This window comes from Lentimicrobium sp. L6 (genome assembly GCF_013166655.1).
In the GTDB taxonomy this organism is placed as follows: Bacteria; Bacteroidota; Bacteroidia; order Bacteroidales; family UBA12170; genus UBA12170.
Genome location: NZ_JABKCA010000002.1, coordinates 72,610 through 93,546, shown reverse-complemented (window position 1 = coordinate 93,546; position 20,937 = coordinate 72,610). Strand labels below are relative to the sequence as shown.

Annotated in this window: 17 protein-coding genes; 4 read left to right on the top strand and 13 right to left on the bottom strand. The window is 35.2% G+C overall.

Annotated elements, in window-relative coordinates:
* Positions 1 to 95 precede the first annotated feature (95 nt).
* The 8 genes from cls to HNS38_RS00995 all read right to left on the bottom strand — a co-directional run bounded on the left by cls (position 96) and on the right by HNS38_RS00995 (position 10,171).
* Positions 96 to 1,574, bottom strand: coding sequence for a cardiolipin synthase (gene cls, locus HNS38_RS01030; RefSeq protein ID WP_172277681.1), 1,479 nt, complete (start codon positions 1,572 to 1,574; stop codon positions 96 to 98).
* 14 nt (positions 1,575 to 1,588) lie between these two features.
* Positions 1,589 to 2,032 carry a heme-binding domain-containing protein gene (locus HNS38_RS01025; RefSeq protein ID WP_172277679.1) on the bottom strand — a complete coding sequence of 148 codons (444 nt, stop codon included), beginning with the start codon at positions 2,030 to 2,032 and terminating at the stop codon, positions 1,589 to 1,591.
* A 421-nt stretch (positions 2,033 to 2,453) separates the two neighbouring features.
* The gene (locus HNS38_RS01020) at positions 2,454 to 3,149 is read right to left on the bottom strand and encodes an SDR family oxidoreductase (protein WP_172277677.1); all 696 of its coding nucleotides are present in this window, start codon (positions 3,147 to 3,149) and stop codon (positions 2,454 to 2,456) included.
* Between the two features lie 64 nt (positions 3,150 to 3,213).
* Positions 3,214 to 3,471, bottom strand: a complete 258-nt coding sequence (locus tag HNS38_RS01015) for a Txe/YoeB family addiction module toxin (RefSeq protein WP_172277675.1) — start codon at positions 3,469 to 3,471, stop codon at positions 3,214 to 3,216.
* Between the two features lie 19 nt (positions 3,472 to 3,490).
* Entirely contained in the window at positions 3,491 to 3,745 is a 255-nt protein-coding gene (locus HNS38_RS01010) for a type II toxin-antitoxin system Phd/YefM family antitoxin (protein WP_172277673.1), read from the bottom strand.
* Between the two features lie 90 nt (positions 3,746 to 3,835).
* On the bottom strand, positions 3,836 to 5,065 hold the full coding sequence (hydF, locus tag HNS38_RS01005; protein WP_172277671.1) for a [FeFe] hydrogenase H-cluster maturation GTPase HydF: 1,230 nt from the start codon (positions 5,063 to 5,065) through the stop codon (positions 3,836 to 3,838).
* Positions 5,066 to 5,188: 123 nt separating this feature from the next.
* The gene (locus HNS38_RS01000; protein ID WP_172277669.1) at positions 5,189 to 6,625 is read right to left on the bottom strand and encodes a lyase family protein; all 1,437 of its coding nucleotides are present in this window, start codon (positions 6,623 to 6,625) and stop codon (positions 5,189 to 5,191) included.
* Between the two features lie 120 nt (positions 6,626 to 6,745).
* Positions 6,746 to 10,171 carry a T9SS type A sorting domain-containing protein gene (locus HNS38_RS00995; RefSeq protein WP_172345844.1) on the bottom strand — a complete coding sequence of 1,142 codons (3,426 nt, stop codon included), beginning with the start codon at positions 10,169 to 10,171 and terminating at the stop codon, positions 6,746 to 6,748.
* A 145-nt stretch (positions 10,172 to 10,316) separates the two neighbouring features.
* On the opposite strand from HNS38_RS00995, the gene HNS38_RS00990 reads away from it, so the two are divergent.
* The 3 genes from HNS38_RS00990 (at position 10,317) to HNS38_RS00980 (ending at position 13,248) form a co-directional block, all read left to right on the top strand.
* On the top strand, positions 10,317 to 10,685 hold the full coding sequence (locus HNS38_RS00990; protein WP_172277665.1) for a YccF domain-containing protein: 369 nt from the start codon (positions 10,317 to 10,319) through the stop codon (positions 10,683 to 10,685).
* 718 nt (positions 10,686 to 11,403) lie between these two features.
* Positions 11,404 to 11,940, top strand: a complete 537-nt coding sequence (locus tag HNS38_RS00985) for a helix-turn-helix domain-containing protein (protein WP_172277663.1) — start codon at positions 11,404 to 11,406, stop codon at positions 11,938 to 11,940.
* 84 nt (positions 11,941 to 12,024) lie between these two features.
* Positions 12,025 to 13,248, top strand: coding sequence for a glycosyltransferase family 4 protein (locus tag HNS38_RS00980; RefSeq protein ID WP_172345843.1), 1,224 nt, complete (start codon positions 12,025 to 12,027; stop codon positions 13,246 to 13,248).
* A gap of 4 nt (positions 13,249 to 13,252) precedes the next feature.
* On the opposite strand, the gene HNS38_RS00975 is transcribed toward HNS38_RS00980, so the two are convergent.
* The 5 genes from HNS38_RS00975 to HNS38_RS00955 are packed head-to-tail and all read right to left on the bottom strand — an operon-like array spanning position 13,253 to position 18,463.
* Entirely contained in the window at positions 13,253 to 14,503 is a 1,251-nt protein-coding gene (locus HNS38_RS00975) for an O-antigen ligase (RefSeq protein ID WP_172277659.1), read from the bottom strand.
* 11 nt (positions 14,504 to 14,514) lie between these two features.
* Positions 14,515 to 15,522 carry a glycosyltransferase gene (locus tag HNS38_RS00970; RefSeq protein ID WP_172277657.1) on the bottom strand — a complete coding sequence of 336 codons (1,008 nt, stop codon included), beginning with the start codon at positions 15,520 to 15,522 and terminating at the stop codon, positions 14,515 to 14,517.
* 4 nt (positions 15,523 to 15,526) lie between these two features.
* On the bottom strand, positions 15,527 to 16,600 hold the full coding sequence (locus tag HNS38_RS00965) for a glycosyltransferase (RefSeq protein WP_216663607.1): 1,074 nt from the start codon (positions 16,598 to 16,600) through the stop codon (positions 15,527 to 15,529).
* Entirely contained in the window at positions 16,593 to 17,177 is a 585-nt protein-coding gene (locus tag HNS38_RS00960) for an acyltransferase (protein WP_172345841.1), read from the bottom strand. The genes HNS38_RS00965 and HNS38_RS00960 overlap by 8 nt, the downstream gene beginning before the upstream one ends.
* 2 nt (positions 17,178 to 17,179) lie before the next feature.
* Complete coding sequence (locus tag HNS38_RS00955) at positions 17,180 to 18,463, bottom strand: lipopolysaccharide biosynthesis protein (RefSeq protein ID WP_172345840.1); 1,284 nt, start codon at positions 18,461 to 18,463, stop codon at positions 17,180 to 17,182.
* Between the two features lie 395 nt (positions 18,464 to 18,858).
* On the opposite strand from HNS38_RS00955, the gene HNS38_RS00950 reads away from it, so the two are divergent.
* On the top strand, positions 18,859 to 20,898 hold the full coding sequence (locus tag HNS38_RS00950; protein ID WP_172277649.1) for a DNA topoisomerase 3: 2,040 nt from the start codon (positions 18,859 to 18,861) through the stop codon (positions 20,896 to 20,898).
* Positions 20,899 to 20,937 lie beyond the last annotated feature (39 nt).

The following is a 20,937-nucleotide window of genomic DNA, read 5'->3' as shown; positions in this document are numbered from 1 at the left end:
ATGAGTTTATTTTGTGTTTTTGGCAAAAATAGTAAAAGCAATAAAGCCTAGAGTGGATTAAAGGTTTTTTAACCTATTTTGAAATACCTATTCTTTTATATGAGAGGAGCATATAACCGAGCGAAAGATTCAAAGACTTTGTTCTTCATCGGTCTTCTTTTCCATGCTCTGAGGTTAAGTTTTTCAGAATCGGACTTGTCTTTCTCAAATTGTTCAATGAGCTCCAGAGTAGAAGCCTGATCATAAATAAGGGCGCTGATTTCGAAATTTTGATAGAAGCTTCTGTAATCGAAATTGGCGGTTCCAATGATGCTTAGCAAGTCGTCAATCAAAAGAATCTTTGCATGAACAAAGCCTTTTTCATAGAAATAAACATGAATATCATGATATAATAATTGCTGCACATAGGAACGAGCAGAGTATTGCACAAAATAGGAATCCACAATTCCGGGGAGGATGATTTCTACTTTGACTCCACCGGAAGCAGCCGTCTTTAAAGCCATCAACAAAGATTCATCAGGAATAAAATAGGGACTCACCAAACGTATGGATTTCTTAGCGGTATTAATGGCCGTAAAGAAAGCGTGATGAATATTAGCACTTCCACTCTCTGGACTGCTACTGGCAATTTGTATATGACTTCCTGGAGGAGTTCCCACCGCAGGGAAATAGGGTTCTAAATCATCGTAAACATGTTTGGTTAAAGAAAACCTATCCACTAAGAATATGGCTTCCAACATCTTTACCGAATCCCCATGAATTCGAAGATGCGTATCTCTCCAAAAACCTTCCTCACCATAATCTACCAAGTATTTATCTGCCAAATTTATTCCACCTGTATAGCCAATATCACCATCAATCACCACAATTTTTCTATGGTTTCTATTATTGATTTTATTGGCCAAATTAGGAAATCGAACTGGGCGAAACAACAAAACCTCCACCCCATTCTCTTTCATTCTATTGAGATAGCTATCGCTAAGCTTACGGCTTCCAAGTCCATCGAGAAGCAAAACTACTTCTAGTCCTTGTTTGCTCTTTTCAACTAATATCTTGGTCACTTTCTCTGCGACTTCACCATCCTCTAAAATGTAATATTGTACATGTATGAATTTTTTTGCCGCTTTTAAGTCTTGATAAATGGAGCGATATACGTCTTTTCCATTATGATATAACTGAATATGGTTATTGGAGGAAAGAAAAGAGCTGTTGTTTTTGAGGAGCATGGACATGAGCTTATGAAACTCATTTAAATACCTATCTTCTACCAAATCGATATTTTCTAAAGCTTTGAGCTGGGTTTCACTAATCTCACTCATCTGAATAATTTCCTTGTTTCGCATACGTTTGAAAACCCATCTTTTAGTGGCTTTCTGCCCAAACAAAAAATAGAGGATGAGTCCCAAGAAAGGAATCATGACCAAGACCATAATCCAACTTAAGGTAGAAACTGGATTCCTATTTTGTAATAATGTTTTTGCTACCAAATAGATCACAAAAACATAAGCAATTACCACTGCAATAATGGAAATCCAGTCCCAAGCTACCGATTCAAAGAAAACAAATAGCACCATTTTTGTTTACAATTTTATTGTTTAGACCTTAACCAAGCAAATAATTTTTCTTTTTGAGCATCACTTAATTTAGCATTAGAATGCGTGATTAAATAACCTGGAATAGGCATTTCTCCTTCTTCCATCTCTTCTATCATCTCTTCAATAACATAAGCTCTATCTTCTAGGTCTATCTCTCCCCAGAAGTTCAGATTTATATTGTCACGACCATCCTCTACATGTTCTTCTAACATCCAACTCACTGGTGCAATATTCGAATACCAAGGCCAAATCGTTTCATTGGAATGACAGTCGTAACAAGACGAGCGAAGCATTTGTGCCACATCTTCTGGAGGATTCTCCATCACGATAAAATCGGAAGAGGAATCGAATTCGGGATTTGTTTTTTCGATCCCAACAAATTGTATGACCACAAATGCAGTAATTAATAGGATAAATAAGATTCGTAAAAATTTCATAACAAATGCTTTTTGGGTGAATAGCTAAATTAGTCATTTTTGGGGAAAGGGAGAGAAAGAAATTAAAATTACACTTTACAGAGGATTTATAGCAATTATTGTCATCAAATGAAATACAAGTTTTTAGATTATTTAATGAATGAATGTTAGAATGATAGAATAAATAAAACAGAGTTAACTATTAAATCATTCAAACATGTATTTTTACTCGTTAAAAGAAACGATCAAGTATTTAAAACAGGGCAAACGCATACTTTGTTAAAAAGCTATATTTAGAAGAAAATAGTTTAATCTATAGGTATAATGCTAGCGCGGAAATGTTTTCCGTGCGAAAATATTAACATTAAGGGATGTGTTTAAATCACACAGATTGCAAATCCGTGTTAGCTTTGGTATTTAAAATAAGTATTTGTCCCACAAACTATGGAGTACTCACACTAACTGGCAAAACTTTTCCATTATAGAATTTGGCTTTGGTGAGTGCGAAATCAGCAAGGTATTCTCCCATTTCAGTAGCGTTGAGTGGTGCCTGATAATCAGGGAAAGCAGAACGCAACATATCGGTATCTACCGCACCAAAAGCCAAAGCATTTACTGAAATCCCTTGTTCTACTAATTCTGCTGCTAGACTTTCTGTTAAAATACTCACCGCTCCTTTACTAGCAGAGTACAAACTCAAACCTGGAAACTTCATACTTCCTTGGAATCCTCCCATACTACTAATATTAACAATATGGCTCCCTTTGGGCATTAATGGAATACAAATTTTTGATAAATGAAAAACGCTTTTGGCATTGATCTGAAATTGAAGATCGAAGTCATCCTCCGTCATCTCCATAAAAGGCTTCACGACTAAACTTCCGGCATTATTAATGAGGAGGTCTACCGAATTAAAGTTCTCACCAATAAATTGCTTTAGTTTTTCATACTCACCATTGTTCAAGTCGAATGGGTAGATGAGTAATTCAGCACCAGCAGGAACTTCATCTTTCAGCTCCTCTAGTTTCTCAGCTGAACGAGCAATTACTAAAATCCTTATATTTTCCTCTTGAGCAAGTTTTAATGCTGCAGCTTTTCCAATACCTCTACTGGCTCCTGTTATGATGATGTTTTTCATGATGTTTTTGAGTTTTAAGTACTCTTCAAACTAAGTGATATATTTAAATTTAGAGTGAGATGAATTAATCGTAATGAAATCTGCATTTTAAAATCCTGATTTCTTCATCCTTTACTTGATAAATCAATCGGTGTTCTCCATCAATTCTTCTTGACCAATACCCCTTATACTTATGTTTTAAAGGTTCTGGTTTTCCCTTGCCAGAAAATGGGTGACGAGCGATTGCCTTTATAAGTTCATTTATTTTTTTGAGGTTCTTTTTGTCATACTTCTGCCAATATAAATAATCTTCCCATGACTCATCAACAAATATATACTTCATAGTTTATAAATGTTGGAAATCAAGGTTCAAGAATTTCTTTTTCAAAAGAATCGCCAACTTTCATTTTCTGAATGGCAGCGTCTAATCTTTTCTCATTACTTGCAGAAGACATTTCATGTTGAGTCGTTGTTAAAGCATTATACTCATCCAAAGACAAAACTACAACTCCGCTATCTTTTCCTCTATTAATAATTAGGGTTTCAAAATTCTGAGTGACTCGATCAAGATATTTCTTAATGTCTTTCCGGAAATCCGATATAGTTGCTGTTAACATATTACAATATTTTGTACAAATATATGTACGTAATATTGTAATATCAAGTTTAAAAATAATTTTAACAATAATTATTAGGAATGAGGAATATTACAAATAAATAGAATTATCCCTATCCTCTTTGGTGAAAGGCAGAATAGCCCTATGATAAATGCCTTGCACAAAAGCTATGGCCATTCCATAATTAGTTACTGGAACTCCTGCTTCAATGGCTGGCATTAATCTATTATGAACTTGTTTTTTAGTGATGACACAACCTCCACATTGTATGACAATGGCATAATCTGTAATTTCTCCTGGCACCTGATCTAAACCAGAAACCACGGTATACTCTAATTTCTTGCCACTAAACTGATCGAGCCAGCGAGGGATTTTCACTCGACCAATATCATCACAGGATACGTGATGGGTGCAAGATTCTAAAAGAAGAATCTTATCTCCATCTTTTAATTCACCGAGCTGATAAGTTCCTTTTAAATAATGCTCAAAGTTTCCTTTTTGCCTCGCTAAAACAATACTAAAGCTGGTCATGGGAATATCATTTGGCACCGAACCATCCACTTTCAAGAACACCTGACTATCTGTTACCACTAGTGCTGGCTTCGGACTCATTTTACTGATGTGCTCGTCTAGCTCTCGCTCTTTTAATACTACTGCCACAGCATCATTATCCAAAATATCTCTAATCAACTGAACTTGAGGAAGAATCAAACGCCCTTCTGGAGCTTCATCATCAATAGGTGTGACCAATAATACAGTATCACCAGCCGAAATTAAATCTCCAATTAAGGTATTCGATTGATAAGCGGATTCTGGAATATTCTTCCGCATTTCTTCTATCAATCGTTCCAAATTATCGGCCTTTAAGCAGCTAAATGGGATTAGGTTTCCACCTACTCGTGCTTCTGTTTCTTTTAAAAATGCATCAGAAATGGGATATTGATCCGTTTTATTATGAACCACTATAAAATTAACATCCTTCTTCTGAAATTTATTGACTAAATCCTCCTCAAAAGCATCCCAAGCATTATTGGTAATCACAAGCACAGCCAAATCCATATTGGGAATGGTCTGCATACTTTTCTTTATTCTTTGCTTCCCTAAATCTCCAGTATCATCAATTCCAGCAGTATCTACCAAAACCACTGGGCCAATGCCATCAATTTCCATGGATTTCTTAACTGGATCTGTAGTCGTTCCGGCTACATCGCTAACTATGGCAATATCTTGATCTGCTAAGCAATTAATAAGCGAACTCTTACCATTATTTCTTCTTCCGAAAATACCTATATGTGGTTTTTGATCTTTTCCTTTTGACATCTTATATTATTGTATGATAAATCTTTTTAGCTTTTTTTGATTGCCCCTTACCCTAAAGGCTACCTGGCTAAAGCAGTTAGACAGGGGAGCAGAAAAAGCCAACACTCTTTATTCTTTAAGAAATTACATTAAATCTTTTATGGAGAATCCTAAAGCGGTTAAACTTTCCGGTTTCATCATCTCTTTCAGCTTTTCTTCGCCAAGTAAGTTCAATTCTTGATTGGCTTGAAAAATACTGGTCTGCTTTTGCTTCATCAATTTTGCCATTTCAGCGGCTTTATGATAGCCGATTAAGGGACTTAAAACCGTAGTTAAGGAAGCGCTTTTATAAAAATCCTCCTCCGAGTTTTGCGTATCAATTTTTATACCGTGAAGCAAGTTTTGCTCTAAACTCTGATTAGCAGCAATTAATAATTTCAGGTTCTCTAATAAAGCATTACCAATCGACGGTAAATAGGCATTGAGCTCAAAGTCACTTTTTGCAGATAGATTACTTATCAACATATCATTACAATAAACTTGATGCATGCTAGAAATGATAAACTCAGGAATTACAGGATTCACTTTTCCGGGCATTATAGAGCTGCCAACCTGTCGTTGTGGAATACTAAAATTAGGCTTAGTGATATCTGAAGCTAGGAGGCGCATATCGTTTGCCATCTTCTCTAAATTCACAGCATGAGCTTTAAGAATAGCACTCACCTCCACATATGAATCAAGATTAGAGGTGGCATCTCCGAGGTTTTCACCTCGGCTGATGGGAAGCTTGGTTAAATCTTTTAATTGCTGGACGACTTCCATAATAAAATATCGAGGAACAGATACCCCAGTACCAATAGCCCCACCACCTAAATTTACAACTTTAATTCTTTCCCATGATTTGCTAACCCTCCACCAATCACGACTCAATGCATCGCTATAAGAAGAGAAAAGACGACCATAGGTGGAAGGGACAGCCTCTTGAAGCTGAGTATAACCCAAGCGAGGAATACTTCTAAACTCGTTCTCTACTCCTTCCATTGCTTTCCTACTTTTATTGATGGCCTCCTCTAATTTTTTCAACAATTTCATGAGACTTACCTTTAATGCTGTTGGAATGACATCGTTGGTAGATTGATATATATTAGCTTGTTCAATAGGATCAATTGTCGAATAATCACCTGTTTGATGATTCATTATTTGTAAAGCCCTATTGGCAATAATTTCATTTACATTTAAATTAATACTAGTGCCAGCACCACCTTGAACAGCAGGAATAATAAAGTGATCGAAATGTTTGCCCAGAGCAACTTCTTCAGCTGCTTTTTGCAGAGATTCAATGGAGGAATCTCCCATAAAATGAATAGGTAAATCAGTAGTGGGAATTCCTTTTAAAACTAATTTTTTAAAGTTTTTATAAGTTTGATAGCAGGCCCGTTTTACTTCACCAACTGCCTGGTACCATTCCTGATGGAAAGCGCTTTGATTCGGGAAGTTCTGACGAGCTCTAACCGAGTGAATTCCATATAGATATTTGTCTTCAATTTCTACTTCACCTAAAAAATCTTTTTCTTTTCTCATATTCCTTATTATGAAACAAAATTACAAATAATCCATGGGTTAAAACTCATGGCTTTTTTTAAATTAAAAAATCCCTAGCTGAATGAACAACTAGGGATTTCTATATTCAAAAATCGACTTTTATTTCTCGATTACAATTTTCTTAAACATATTAAATTCCCCTGAAGTCACATTGATTAAATACAATCCATTGTCAAGCTCTGATAAGTTAAGCTGATAAGTACCTGGCGACTGGCTATTGATTTCAGTTTCGTGAACCAAAGCACCAGCTGGATTATATATACTCACCTGATAATCGCCTGGATTGGTCATTAATTCAATATTGAATAAGCCATCTGATGGGTTTGGATAAATATTGAAAGTAAGGTTTTCTCTATCATCTATTCTTACAGGATAGGCAGTATTTACAAATGAATGTGCAATATACTCTCCAAACCAGGCTTCGAGATTTGCAACCAAAGAGCCATCCATCGTTCTCAATTTAATATGACCAGTTCCATGGTTTGATGGCCAGTTGTACATTCCATCACCACCAGTATCATAAGCAATGAATTTATAACAACCCTGCTCTAAATTCAGCGTATCATAATGAACAGTACTTGCTTCAAACTGTGTTCTGTAATATACTATGTTTCCATCTGTATCATGAACTTCGTAGCTGTTTTCGAATGGGCGAGTATTGGTTTTGAACTCAATGATAATTTGTTGAGCATATTCATCAACCACTTCAAAAGTTGAGGTATTGATATTATTATGTTCGTATTCATCCACTTCGCTTGAAATAGTTACATTGAATCTTTTATTTGATGCTCCAAAGAATTCATCTCTGTCAACTGTTGGCAGTTCTACAATTTCTTCTTGCAAGAACTCTAAGCTTCCTTCCCAAGTATAGTTGTACTCAGTCATTCCTTCAATTCCATATGTAATGTTTAGAGTAGTTAAATTCTCTGCTCCTGTATTTTTAATACGGATGATTGGATTTCCACAAATAGGATTGAAACGACCATTTTCTTTGAACTTATTAGGTGCTATGATTTCTTCGATGCTGGCATCGTTGGCAAAATTTGGTTCATCATAGCTCACAAAGAAAATTTCTGTCACATAGTTTCCATAAGGGTCTTCTTCAATATTATAATCTACATTTACTTCCGTATCAACTCCTACATTTACAAATGGAGTAATATCAAAGTTTTGTTGTTTGCCGGCCATTCCAGGACACCAACCCGCTCTATCATAGAACCATGTTCCACCTTGTGGATATAAAGCATTTTCACCACATTCTTGAATGATATCCCAACTGTATTCTTCATTTCCATTTACATGAACGGAGTGAACATTTGAACAAAACTCACCACAGTTGGCACCGCTGCCAAAACCATGACCTGTAACCGTGGTTTTAAAAGTAAACATTTTGGCTTCCGGAAGTAACTCTACAGCAGTATCGATAATTACATTATCAAAATTGCTTAAAGAAACATTCTTAGAATACAATTTCTTGGTTTCTAAAACATCTCTTGGTGGTGTTCCTTCAACAAAATAAAATTTCATGTCCAATAATTCTTGGAAATTCCCTGCACTGATATGTACATTATCTCCTTGTAATAAATGCTGAAAATCGGTTACGTCATAAACCCAAGTCCACCCATCGGCACCTAATGATAGGTTATTTCCATAAGGAGTAATAAACCTGCCAATTTCCCAAGGAATTAATATCTCAACACCTGGTTCGCTTGTGTTATATTCAATCATTTCTAATGTTAATTCAACATCTGGCTCTACCATTGAAGAATCTGTTGCTATACCATTCTCATCATATTGATAATGATTATAATAGGCTGGATAAACAAATAATTCTTCGTCAACTACAGGTGTTGCACCTGCTGATTCTTGAATATAAGTAGTTAATTGTGTTTGTCCTTGAGGGAATGAATCAATTACTAAATTAGTAGTGATGGTATAATCCGAAGAGTTACGATTAAACTTCACTTGAGGTCGTTCTTGTGAGCTGGTAAAATCCTTTACTCGTTGACCATTATAATCTACTACATCAGGAACTCCTTGCACCGTTGCAGCTTCACTATTCATCACATCAGAAGTTTGTAATCCATCTAACTCATCAAACTGATAATAAATTTTTAAGAATTCATAATCAGGATGTGAAGCATCAATATCTTTATACATCCAAGCAGCAATGGTTTCCTCCTCTAGAGACTTAGACCAAACCTGAACTTCATCTATTTTTCCATCATAATAACTCCCTCCAATATTCTTTCCAATTAAAAGGGTATCAATTGCGCCAATAGTCATGAATTTACCAGTACTAGAATGCCAGAGCTCGCCATTCAAAAAGATTTTCATTTGGCCTAGAGCGGCTTTTTTAGTGAAAGCCCAATGGTTCCATTTACCTCTATATTGCTCAGCATTATCTGCTGTTTTATCAATTCTATCATAATGTGCAGCAGTTCCAGCATCCCAATAAACACGACCATCACTCCAAGGAAGATGTATATTTAAAATTCGTGCTCCATTTGCATCTTTGGCTTCAAAAATACCATCACTTTGAGGCTGTTCTGGGCCACCAAACTGCCAAAAAGAAATGGTAACCTCTTCTTCTAAATCAGTTAGATTATCAACCGGAGCACTTACTAAATCGGGGCCATTAAAATTAAAACAATAGTCATCGTGAGAGGATAGTAGTGTACAATTCCATGCCAAAGTGGAACCCTTAACCGTAGTTGCTGTATTCCCATTTGGAGAAGCAAAATTGATATCCACTATCATATTAGAACTACCATCCCACGTGAAAAAATCAGTGAAATCAAAATTCACCCAACCCGTTTCTGTAATTTCTGAATTCTTAGCATAAACCGTCGTAAAATCAGTATCCTCAACATATTCACTGAGTTCATTATCAGAAGTCGCTTTGATTCTAATATTCACTCTTTGCATGGCATCTCCAAGGCTATTCACATTAAATTGTATGCCTGTAATTTCTCCAACAGTTAATCCAGACGCACTTAATTCATCGGCTCTAAACAGGTAAAAAGCTCTGGAATCGGATTCTGCAGCGTTAAACGGATGAGATAAATTTGAAGAGCCTGTACCTAGTTCATATTCCGATTGACTAGAACTATTAAAAACGATTTCATTTTCAAATCTGGATTGATATTTCCAAGAGACTTCATTCATATAATCAAAGGTAGCAGGAGTTAATCCGCCTTGCCCTCCAACGATATAACTAGGATGATAGCCTATTCCAGTATGTTCCATCACTTTGAGATAAGACAAATAATCCCACTCCCCACAAGCTGGATTTTGCGAATCATCACATTTCAAATTATAATGGACAAATACTTTAGAAAATTCTTTATCATCAACAGCAGAAAAATCAAAATATCCTTCTCGAGGTGCCAACCAACCAGAACCCGGTGGAAAGCCTTCATATTCGATGGTTTGTATCATGATAGTATCGCCAGGTCCTGCCATGGATTGAAATCCCAGCAAAACTGAAAAAACGAATAATAAAATAGAGTTAGTGTGTTTCATTATAGTGATTTGATTGTGACTTGAATATTAAATAGAGAATTCAAAGATAGTGGAAATATTCTTCTTTTTATTGCCCAGGAATTCAAAATTCCGGTACTTTGTAACCAATTTGAATATTTTAACTCTAAAGGATAAAACAATAAATATGAACTTTCTTGGAAACCTTATTTGGCTAATTTTTGGTGGATTGCTTGTTGCCATTCAATATTTTGTTTCATCTTTATTAATGATGATTACTATTATTGGCATTCCATTTGGCATACAAACCATGAAACTTGGAATATTGGCACTTTGGCCTTTTGGAAGCGAGGTTAGAAGTACTCCTTCATCTGGAGGCTGTTTATATACTCTTTTTAATATTATTTGGATTTTTATTGGAGGTATTTGGATTGCTCTCACTCATTTATGTTTCGGAATATTATTGGCCATTACTATCATTGGAATTCCATTTGCTCGTCAGCATTTTAAGATGGCTGGTTTGGCCCTAACGCCATTTGGAAAAGAAATCGTATAGTCTTTTCAAGAAATCTCCGATAACTTCGTTATGCTCATCTTATTTGCCAATCATTTACGAAAGTAAACACTTGACAACTAAGACTCACAAGCCTTGTTCTCGAAGATTTCTTATCCAAGCCATCGTATAATTGTAGTTTTCTTGCAAGCACAATATAGATTCTGAACCATTAGCGTCCTAATTATTATTAAAGATTCCTCGCTACGCATCGGAATGACAGGTGTTTTGGCAACTCATAAGGAAGAAGGGCTTTGCATTTTTCAATGCCAAAAGCAAAGCCCTTCTTCCTTCCTGTCAAATTCTAACACCCTGTCATCTGAGCGTAATGAAATGAAGTGAAGAATCTTTTTTAATACAGAACTTCTTTTGGACAGTATTGATTCTGAACTAATAAGAAACCTATAAATCGGTATACTTCCATTTTGAACCAGTCATCTTAATGATATCAACCGGAGCTTCAGATTTAAAATAGTTCGCAAGCCTTTTGTCACACGACAGACTCAACCTTTATTTTTCTGACTAAGTACAACAACATAAATTTTTCATCCAGAGACCAATTAACAGCAATCCTTTTCAATTTCAAACTCCGCTAGACAAATTTGTCTACAATCCTTATCAAATAAAGAAATAATTACAAATGTCGGGTGAATGTCGGGTGAAATAGCTAACTTGGTCGGGTGATTTGGGGATACATTTGTCCTCAAAAAACGATATGGAAATGATAGGACAAAAAATCAAAGAATTAAGATTATTAAAAGGCTATACTCAAGAAGATTTAGCTGAGAAAACGAAATTGAGTGTTCGTACCATTCAGAGGATTGAAAATGGTGAAGTAGATCCTAGGACTTATACATTAAATCTATTGGCAGAAGCATTAGATGTAGCTTTGGAAGAGTTCACGAGTGAAATCGTAGAAAAAGAAAAGCAGAATGCTTCACCTGTAGACCATACTCAGTGGTTGGCACTTCTACATTTGAGCGGTCTGTTTGTTATGATTTTCCCTCCTCTTATTCTATTTATCTGGAAAAAACCTGAAATTCCAGAAATGCAGAGTCACTTTAGAGATGTCATGAATTTTCAATTGAGTTTGCTCATATATTTATTAGGTTCTTTGGTTCTAGTCATGGCTGTGATTGGAGTAGTTTTATTACCACTCATAGGCTTGTTTAGTACTGCAATTATCATACTTAATACTATAAAAGTGATGAATGGGGATCCATATAAATATCCACTAACTATAAAGTTTTTAAAATAGAGAATCACTATAAAATAGATTCCAAATTCCTAAATCATGGTGCAAAGCAAATAATATCCGATATTTGCCGCAAAATCATATTTAATGAATATTCTTGTGATCAATCATTATGCTGGATCTCCAGATTTAGGAATGGAATTTAGACCATATTTCATGGCTAAAGAATGGATTGCTATGGGGCATGACGTAACTATTCTAGCATCTAACCAATCTCATATTAGAGCACATCAACCAGAAGTAAAAAAAGATTTTGAGGAAGTTATTTTAGATGGGATAAGGTATGTTTGGGTAAAGACAAGACCTTATGAAGGAAATGGAGTTAAACGTGTTTTAAATATTTTTGATTTTGTAAGAAAAATATACTCTCGCTCTAAACAAATTTCAAAACAATATCAACCCGATATAGTAATTGCCAGCTCCACTTACACTTCTGATAATTATGCCGCCAGAAGAATAGCCAAATTAGCCAAAGCCAAATATGCTTATGAGGTTCACGACTTATGGCCTTTATCCCCCATAGAACTAGGAGGAATGTCAAGAAAACATCCTTTCATTATGGCCATGCAACATGCTGAAGACTTTGCATATAGACATTCCGACATCATCATCTCCATGCTTCCCAAAACTCAAGATTATATGAAATCGAGAGGATTGGATTTAAAGAAATGGCATTACGTTCCCAATGGTTTTTCAGTTGAAAACTGGAATAAGAGACAGAAGTTAAATCCTAAAACCCGAAAGAGTATTACCGAAATTAAAACAAAATTTTCCAAAATACTGGCTTACACCGGAACTTTGGGTTTAGCAAATGCTTTGGATACTTTGTTAGATGCTTGCCATAAAATAGACTCTTCTGTAGCTGTTGTTATTGTAGGAAAAGGGCCTGAGAAAGAAGTTTTAGAGCGCAGAATTGAAAAAGAAAATCTTTCAAATTGCTTCATTCTTGACAGCGTCACTAAGAATGAGATTCCAGAGCTATTATCATTATTCGATTTCTTATTTATCGGGTTAAAATATCAACCCTTATTCCGTTTTGGAATTAGTCCTAATAAGATGATTGATTATATGATGGCTGCCAAACCTGTAATTCAGTCTATTGACGCTGGTAACAATATGGTTGAAGATGCCCAATGTGGCATTAGTATTCAACCAGAAGATTCAGCTGCTATAGTGAAGGCAGTAGCCCATCTTATTCAGCTCCCAGAAACAGACTTATTAAAATTGGGAAAGAATGGTAGACGCTTTGCAGAACAGCATCACGATTATCGTTTCCTCGCAAAGAAGTTTATAGATATTATTTCTGAATAATTGCTTACCTTTCTTTTGTTCTCATGAGAACAAAGAAAATAAAACTATTAAAGAAAGTAAAAAACATTACCCCAGCTTGTCGCTCCAACATACTCTCTACCAAAATATTGAATGCCACGGTTACAGCTAAACCCATATAAAGAAGATTCCGTTCCTTAAACCCTATTACAAAAGGGAATATAACATTGGCTAGCAATACCAACAAACCAAAAATGCCAAGAGCAATAGCTGTTTGCAAATACTGAGAATGCGAATTATAAGTCATTTCACCATCTTTCAGAAAACCCTCTTTCTTTAATTCCTCATTATATACTGTTTCTACATCTCCCGTTCCAACACCTAATAAGGGTTGTTTTATGATTGTTTTAAAGGCTATTTTCCATAGGCTTAATCTAGCAGCAGTTGATTCTTTGGTATTATCAACCTCCCCCCTTTGTTCTATAGTTTGAGTAGCAGAATCAAAACGATCAGAGCTTTTAGGGATAATAACAATAGCTACTAAATATATGAGGACAAAACTGAGAAATATACTTATGCCTTTTTTAATGTTCTTCCGAAATACCACAACATCAAACACCGCTAATATTGCTAAAAACCCAGCTGTTAAAATAGCAGCTTTCGATTGAACGAGAAACAAAATAATAAGAAACCAAGGAAGCAAAGCCAATTGCAATATTCTACTCTTCTGCCCCATGGAGTCTTTATCTCTAATCCATTGATTTAGTATGATTAGAACCCCCATATTAACATATAAACCATAATAAGAAGGATGCTGAAAAAACACGAATTTGGTATAATAAAACACACTGGGATCAGAATGACTTTGGTAGCTTAATATTGCATTTACAAAACAAAATAGTGTACTACCAAACAAGATAAAAACATAGGAATTTAGAATCTTTCGAAGGTCTTTTCCTTTAAATAAATCGTTTGGAAATATTCCATAGGTCAAAGGGAAAAGCAAAAATGAAGATTTCAACATTACATCGAGCCAACCGTCATTTTTATTTGTGGTATAAGCCATCCCCAGCAGATAACTAAAAAACAAGGAGCTAAACAACAAAACATGCCATTTATTCTTATTCAAATTCACCAAACTTTGCTTAGCACCATTATAGGACAAAATGGTAAGAAAGCTAAGAATAGCCACTGATGGCAATAGGTGCCAAAAAGGAGAGATACTAAGTAATAAGAAACCTAATATCAAGAAGATGATGAGGTTTTTATAAATAGTTATTCTTTGTAAATCTTTCATTAATTCATTTGTTATTTCAAAGTCCTTTTCAAAATATTAATATCAATCCATGCTTTTAAAAACCCCAAGCCATAGCTTATATGGATTATAGGAAATAGGAAGATTAAAACGGTAGTCAATCGTGCTTTATCTTTAGCAATACCAATTCCAAAAGACTCCCAAATATCAGCAAATAGATATACCATTCCAGCAAATAGGAATAATAAAAGCATCAATGGGTTGATAGAAGAAGCTGTTCCTGTAATTAAAAAGAATAACAATCCAATGGATGGAGAAAGCTGTCTAAGACTTGCGGAAACGCCAAGCTTTGCATTCACATAAGGCTTAAAATAAGCTTGATTTTGAAAGAAATGAATAATCTGAGTCAAAGTAGTAGGACAATTATATTCTATTTCTAATGAAGGAATCAAATACATCTTCGCACCTTTTGCTGCTATTCTCCCATTTAACTCATCTTCAGCTAGGTTTTGAAGTTTCTCATCAAATAAACCCCAATTATCAAAAACAGATTTTCTATAAACACCTGTAGGCAAGGCAGAATATTCTCTGTTTTTTTCAGCAATTAAACGATACTGCGTATTTCCAACCACAAAAAAACTCATTAATGAAGCGGCAATCGATTCCGATATCAAATTGGTATTTGTTGCCTTAGGAACGAGAACCCCACCCAATTTATCAGCAGCTAATTCATCAGTGTAAGTTAACATATCAACTAAATATTTTGCTGGATAGAGAGCTTGCTCTTCTAGTATAAAAATTAAATCCCCTGAGGATTCTTTTATAGCTTGATTATAATCAGAAACAATCTTATTCTCCAAACTCTTTAGCTCTTTTATTGCCTGAAACCTGTTTTTCAACTTGGAAACAATCTCTGATTTATCATTGCTTCCAGAAGGAAAGAATAATAGGAGCTCCTCCTCTATTGTTGGTCTCTCCAAATCCATTAAATATTGGATAAAATCGTGTGATTCTTCCAAAGAAGATTTTAAAGAAATAATGAGACTTATTTTTTTTATCATGTTTCTATTTTATGATTTCCACAAAATCGTTCATTAACTTAGGAAAGATTCCTCTTTCTTCAATTTGCTTTCTATTAAACCTGATAATAGACATCCTATTATTACGCAATTTATTAATCAGCTTTAAATCAATATCTTTTTCTATTAAAATCCCATTTTCCGCATTCTTCACCCATTCCCTATTGGCAGGAATATCAGACAAAATAGGAATACAACCATAAGCTAAAGCCTCTAACAAACTCACACTAGTGGAATCGGATGAGGGCAAAGAGAAATAAAAACTACTTTTAGAATAAACCTTCGCTTGCTCTTCCGCACTTAAAAACCCTACAAATTCAACTCGCTCCGTCAAACCCAGTTCTACAACCTGCCATACTAAATTTTCCTTATCAACTCCTTCATTAGATACTACCAACCTCGCTTCCAAATCCTCCTCTGCAATGGATTGAAAAGCTCGAATCACTTCTCCAATATTATAGTTCTCGGAAAGCGCTCTATTTGAAAAATACAGACTGGCTTCCTTTTCATATTCATTGAAATCTGGCATCTCGTCCAAACCAAATGTAAAGGTAATTACAGGTTTATTTTTAATCTGCTGAATCACCTTACTCATATGATTAGAATCCGAAGTTATATAATCTGCTTTAGAAAGCACAAACTTCATTATCCTAAAAAACACCTTATTCCGAAAAGGAAAAACTAAAACATCGGTTCCCCAGGCTGATGCTACAAATTTAAACTTTGAATAGCCAAACTGCTTTACCAAGGCAATTAAAAAACCATGACTACTGATATAATGGGCATTTACTATTTCAGGTTGAATTCTCTTTATAATACTATTTAATTTGAATATCTTTTTAAAATAACCAAGTGTATTTCCTTCTGCTTGCACTTCAACCCCAAGAGCTTCTCTTTTTTCCGCAGGTATAACTTTCTTCAAAGACTCAGAAACCTGAGAAGAAGACACCACAAAAACATCATAATGCAAAATGAGTTCTTTAACCCATTTCAATGTATGAGGACTATTACCATCTCCAAAAAGAAGATATCTTTGCTGTTTTCCCATTTGATTAATCATTTGCCCAAGCTTCATAAAAAGGTTTCAGTTCGGCGTGCTGCTCCAGTATTCTTTGATCCATTTTTTTGGTACTCCCAATCACGGTAGCTGGATTTCCAGCTATTATTGAAAAGTCTGGAAACTCTCCTTGCACATAACTATATGCGCTCACCAAGCTTCCTTTTCCAATCCTTGTTTTTGGCATAATCACAGAATGTGGTCCAACAAAAGTATATTTTCCAATAAACACACTACCCTTTATATAGCCCACCAAATTTGCAAAATCTTTATATTTTTCTCCATAGAGTCTAATAGAATTATGGGAAGAATGAGTCGTTATACTACAATAATTCGTAATTTGAACACCTTCTTCAATTTCAATTCCATTACTGGCTTCTACAAAATTAAAATGACCAATAAATACCTCCTTATCAATCTTCAGCCTCTCTTTATAATCTAAAAAGGTAGAACTGCTAATTCTTATATTTTCCTTTTTTTCCTTTTGGAAATTACGCTTATAATACACCATAATAGGCCGAGCCTGCGAAGCAAAAAAACGCAGATAAACTCTCTTAATAGCACTAAAAACATTTCTCATGGCTATATATTATCTAGTTTTGTGTCACATTTCTTAATCAATGAATAAACCCAAAGAATAAAAAAGCTCAAAACAATTATTTGTAATACCGTTAATAGCTTGAAGGTTCCAGTAACACTCCAATCGTAGCTTCCCCCAATAACAATAGCACATACTAATAACAAATTGGATAAACTTCCAAAAAGGAAAGAAGCATTTAACTTATCAAAAACCACTGGAACCATAGCTAATGGACCAGTGATAAACTTCATCCAAATCCAAGGAGCTAATATGGCGGCATAAGTTCCTGCGGTAATAAAATTCTTACCCAGATATAATTCAAATATCTCAGGTCCAAAAAGCATAATAATTACAAAAATAGGTAATCCAATTAAAAATAATAGCAGAATTATTTTTTGAAAGAAAACCATCATGCTTTCATCATTTGATTTCATAATAGATATTTTCCTGAAGAAAATCTGACCAACTACTCCTCCAATGAGTATAGACGGGGCCAATAATATTTTATAAGTTCTACCATAATATCCCGTTATATCATCACCAAAATAGTGGCTAATTAAGAATACCAAAACACTTAGAAAAAACATATCCATAAAAGCATGAAGCGAATTGGTAGTAGGAAACTTCTTATATTTTTTAGCCAAAGATTTCATTTCCGACTTCTTCACTTCTTTTACTAAAGCTTTATCCTTTTTAAAAAAAGGGATGAGCACTGCTATTGTGGAAATCAATTGCCCACTCAAATATGCAATAATTAACCCAGCATTCCCTAACTTCATATAACCGAATAATACATTCAAACCTGATGTAGTCCCACTCTCCGAAACCTTTGAAGCTGCCATATAATTATGATAAGCATTCCTATTGGCCCACTGATTGAAGCTATTAAAAACCCCCACAGCCAATACTGATATAGGAACATACCAAAGGAAGCGACCTAACTCATCACTCTTTTGAACTTTACAAACCCAATCATTGAGCAACCAAGTGACAAAAAAAGAAACAATAGCAATAATTACTGTAATGAAGAGAGCTAAAAATAGAACATTTATACTTTTCTCCTTTTCCTTAGGAAGCATTATTGCAAACTCATATCTACCAGTTGCTATAATCGAAAACATAACCGCCACCGAAGTAAATAAAGTAATAATACCGAGCTCCGCTGCTGTATATAATCGAGTGATGAAATATTCAGCAATAAAAGGCAGCACTTGTGCCAATAGGCTTCCTGTTAATAGCGTTGCTACTTGCTTGGCGAATTCCGATTGCTTGATTTCTTTAAACATAAGTCCTACTCTTTGAAGAAACTACTACAAAACCAAACTCCAATGCAAAAAGCGAAAAATACTTATGCTTGAACATAGAGAAGCATATCCTTCTCTCAATCAAGATACATATCCCAAACAATGCTTGAAGAAAAAAAACAAAACGATTTAATTTATTGCTCATGAGTACAGCTATATCTTGAATGCCAAAAATAGGAAAATTATCCATTGTCTCCCGACAATCATACACTCAGAAAACACAAGCTCCATTGCGATTTATTTTGTGAAAAAAAGGCATGAAAAAACATATTTCTTGAGCTTTGATTTTCAGCTTAAAAGAAAAATACAAGTCATTTGTTTAAAACTCCAAGACAAAACATTTGAATTATTGAATAACTTTGACCCAAAATTTGCGAATGAAACTTTGTGTAGCCGAAAAACCGAGTGTGGCCAAAGAAATAGCCAAAATAGTGGGTGCTAAAACCCGCCACGATGGATATTTTGAAGGTAATGGTTATTGGGTAAGTTGGACTTTTGGGCATTTATGCACCTTAAAAACTCCCGATGACTACGACCCACGGCTAAAATGGTGGAAGCTTCATAATTTACCTATCATTCCTCAAAAGTTCAGCATTAAACTCATTGATAATCCTGGAAGTCAGAAGCAATTTCATATTTTAGAATCTCTTATTCAAAACGAGAAATGCACTGAAATCATTAACTGTGGTGATGCCGCCCAAGAAGGAGAATTGATCCAACGCTGGGTATATCATAAAGCTGGAAATAAAAATCCTGTGAAGCGATTATGGATTTCTTCATTAACGGAGGAGGCCATTAGAGAAGGATTTCAACATCTACAAGAAGAAGACAAGTATCAACATTTATACGAAGCTGGGAGCGCACGAGCTATTGGAGATTGGTTACTAGGCATCAATGCCAGTAGGCTTTATACCTTAAAGTATGGTACTGGCAAAAATGTATTGAGTATTGGAAGAGTTCAAACACCTACCCTCGCGATGATCGTTCAGCGTCATCTCGAAATTGTCAATTTCATTCCCAAAGATTTCTGGGAAGTAAAAACAAAATACCGTGAGGTCATGTTCTCTTATGAAAAGGGAAGGTTTTTTGCTCCAGAAAAAGCCGAGGAGATGATGGAAAAAATCAAAGAGGATTTATTCACCATTGTCAGTTTCGAAAAAAAGAAAGGCAAAGAATTTGCTCCCAGACTTTTTGATTTAACTAGCTTACAGGTAGAAGGAAATAAGAGATTTAACCTCACTGCGGACGAAACACTAAAAACAGTGCAGCAATTATATGAGAAAAAATTGGTGAGTTATCCTCGTGTGGACACCACCTATCTTCCAGATGATCAGTATCCTAAAATTGCTGGTATTCTGAAAGGACTCAACGATTATTCTTCTTTAACACAAAGTGTTTTAGAGAAAAAGATACCAAAGACCAAAAGAGTATTTGACAATTCAAAAGTTACCGATCACCATGCTATTATTCCAACAGGAATAAGAGCTAATAATATGACTGGAGTGGAGCGTGATGTATACGATGCCATTACCCGCCGATTTATCGCCAATTTCTATCCTGATTGTATTATTTCAAATACCAAAGTTGTTGGAGAAACTGCTGGCTATCCTTTTAAAGCTACAGGAAAAGAAATACTCACTCCTGGATGGAGAATCGTTTTTGGTAAAGAAGAAAATGAGGATGACAAAGGACAGCTAATGCCAACTTTTGAAAAAGGAGAGCAAGGTCCTCATGAACCAGCCATGGAAAAAAAGCAAACGCAACCACCCAAATATTTTACAGAGGCCACCTTGTTAAGAGCCATGGAAACCGCAGGTAAACAAGTAGACGATGAGAAGCTCAGGGAGGTCATGAAATCCAATGGAATTGGTCGTCCTTCTACACGAGCCAACATCATAGAAACCTTGTTTCGCAGACGATACATGACCCGAAAACGAAAGGCCTTACACCCTACCGAGACAGGAATTGAGCTCATTGGCTCTATACAAAACGAACTGCTTAAATCCGCTGAATTAACTGGCCAATGGGAATTGAAGCTCAGCCAGATTGAAAGAGGGAAATATGATGTAAAGCTCTTCTTGAGTGAGATGAAAGAAATGGTGAGTCAAATAGTAGATGAGGTGAAAAAAGAATCCGCCAAGAAAATCACTTATCAGGAGGAAGAGGAAACTAAAAAGACTAAAAAAGCCAACCCTCCTCCTAAAACTAAAAAGGCTAAACCTATAAATAAGCCCGAAGACATAAGCAAACTAGTTTGTCCAAAATGTAATTCTGGAAAGATCCTCAAAGGGAAAGCTGCCTTTGGATGCAGCAATTGGAAAACTGGATGTGACTTCAAAATCACCTTTGAAGAACTTAAAAGTAAATATAAAAGTGAGTATATAAGCTCTTCAGTTCTTAAGAAATGGAAAGCTTAAGTATTCCATAACAAAAGACTTTCACAATTCATGTTCGGT

Excerpts from the sequence above, each read along its gene's own strand:
- cls (WP_172277681.1), bottom strand. The coding sequence starts at position 1,574 with ATGGTGCTATTTGTTTTCTTTGAATCGGTAGCTTGGGACTGGATTTCC.
- HNS38_RS01025 (WP_172277679.1), bottom strand. The coding sequence starts at position 2,032 with ATGAAATTTTTACGAATCTTATTTATCCTATTAATTACTGCATTTGTG.
- HNS38_RS01020 (WP_172277677.1), bottom strand. The coding sequence starts at position 3,149 with ATGAAAAACATCATCATAACAGGAGCCAGTAGAGGTATTGGAAAAGCT.
- HNS38_RS01015 (WP_172277675.1), bottom strand. The coding sequence starts at position 3,471 with ATGAAGTATATATTTGTTGATGAGTCATGGGAAGATTATTTATATTGG.
- HNS38_RS01010 (WP_172277673.1), bottom strand. The coding sequence starts at position 3,745 with ATGTTAACAGCAACTATATCGGATTTCCGGAAAGACATTAAGAAATAT.
- hydF (WP_172277671.1), bottom strand. The coding sequence starts at position 5,065 with ATGTCAAAAGGAAAAGATCAAAAACCACATATAGGTATTTTCGGAAGA.
- HNS38_RS01000 (WP_172277669.1), bottom strand. The coding sequence starts at position 6,625 with ATGAGAAAAGAAAAAGATTTTTTAGGTGAAGTAGAAATTGAAGACAAA.
- HNS38_RS00995 (WP_172345844.1), bottom strand. The coding sequence starts at position 10,171 with ATGAAACACACTAACTCTATTTTATTATTCGTTTTTTCAGTTTTGCTG.
- HNS38_RS00990 (WP_172277665.1), top strand. The coding sequence starts at position 10,317 with ATGAACTTTCTTGGAAACCTTATTTGGCTAATTTTTGGTGGATTGCTT.
- HNS38_RS00985 (WP_172277663.1), top strand. The coding sequence starts at position 11,404 with ATGATAGGACAAAAAATCAAAGAATTAAGATTATTAAAAGGCTATACT.
- HNS38_RS00980 (WP_172345843.1), top strand. The coding sequence starts at position 12,025 with ATGAATATTCTTGTGATCAATCATTATGCTGGATCTCCAGATTTAGGA.
- HNS38_RS00975 (WP_172277659.1), bottom strand. The coding sequence starts at position 14,503 with ATGAAAGATTTACAAAGAATAACTATTTATAAAAACCTCATCATCTTC.
- HNS38_RS00970 (WP_172277657.1), bottom strand. The coding sequence starts at position 15,522 with ATGATAAAAAAAATAAGTCTCATTATTTCTTTAAAATCTTCTTTGGAA.
- HNS38_RS00965 (WP_216663607.1), bottom strand. The coding sequence starts at position 16,600 with ATGATTAATCAAATGGGAAAACAGCAAAGATATCTTCTTTTTGGAGAT.
- HNS38_RS00960 (WP_172345841.1), bottom strand. The coding sequence starts at position 17,177 with ATGAGAAATGTTTTTAGTGCTATTAAGAGAGTTTATCTGCGTTTTTTT.
- HNS38_RS00955 (WP_172345840.1), bottom strand. The coding sequence starts at position 18,463 with ATGTTTAAAGAAATCAAGCAATCGGAATTCGCCAAGCAAGTAGCAACG.
- HNS38_RS00950 (WP_172277649.1), top strand. The coding sequence starts at position 18,859 with ATGAAACTTTGTGTAGCCGAAAAACCGAGTGTGGCCAAAGAAATAGCC.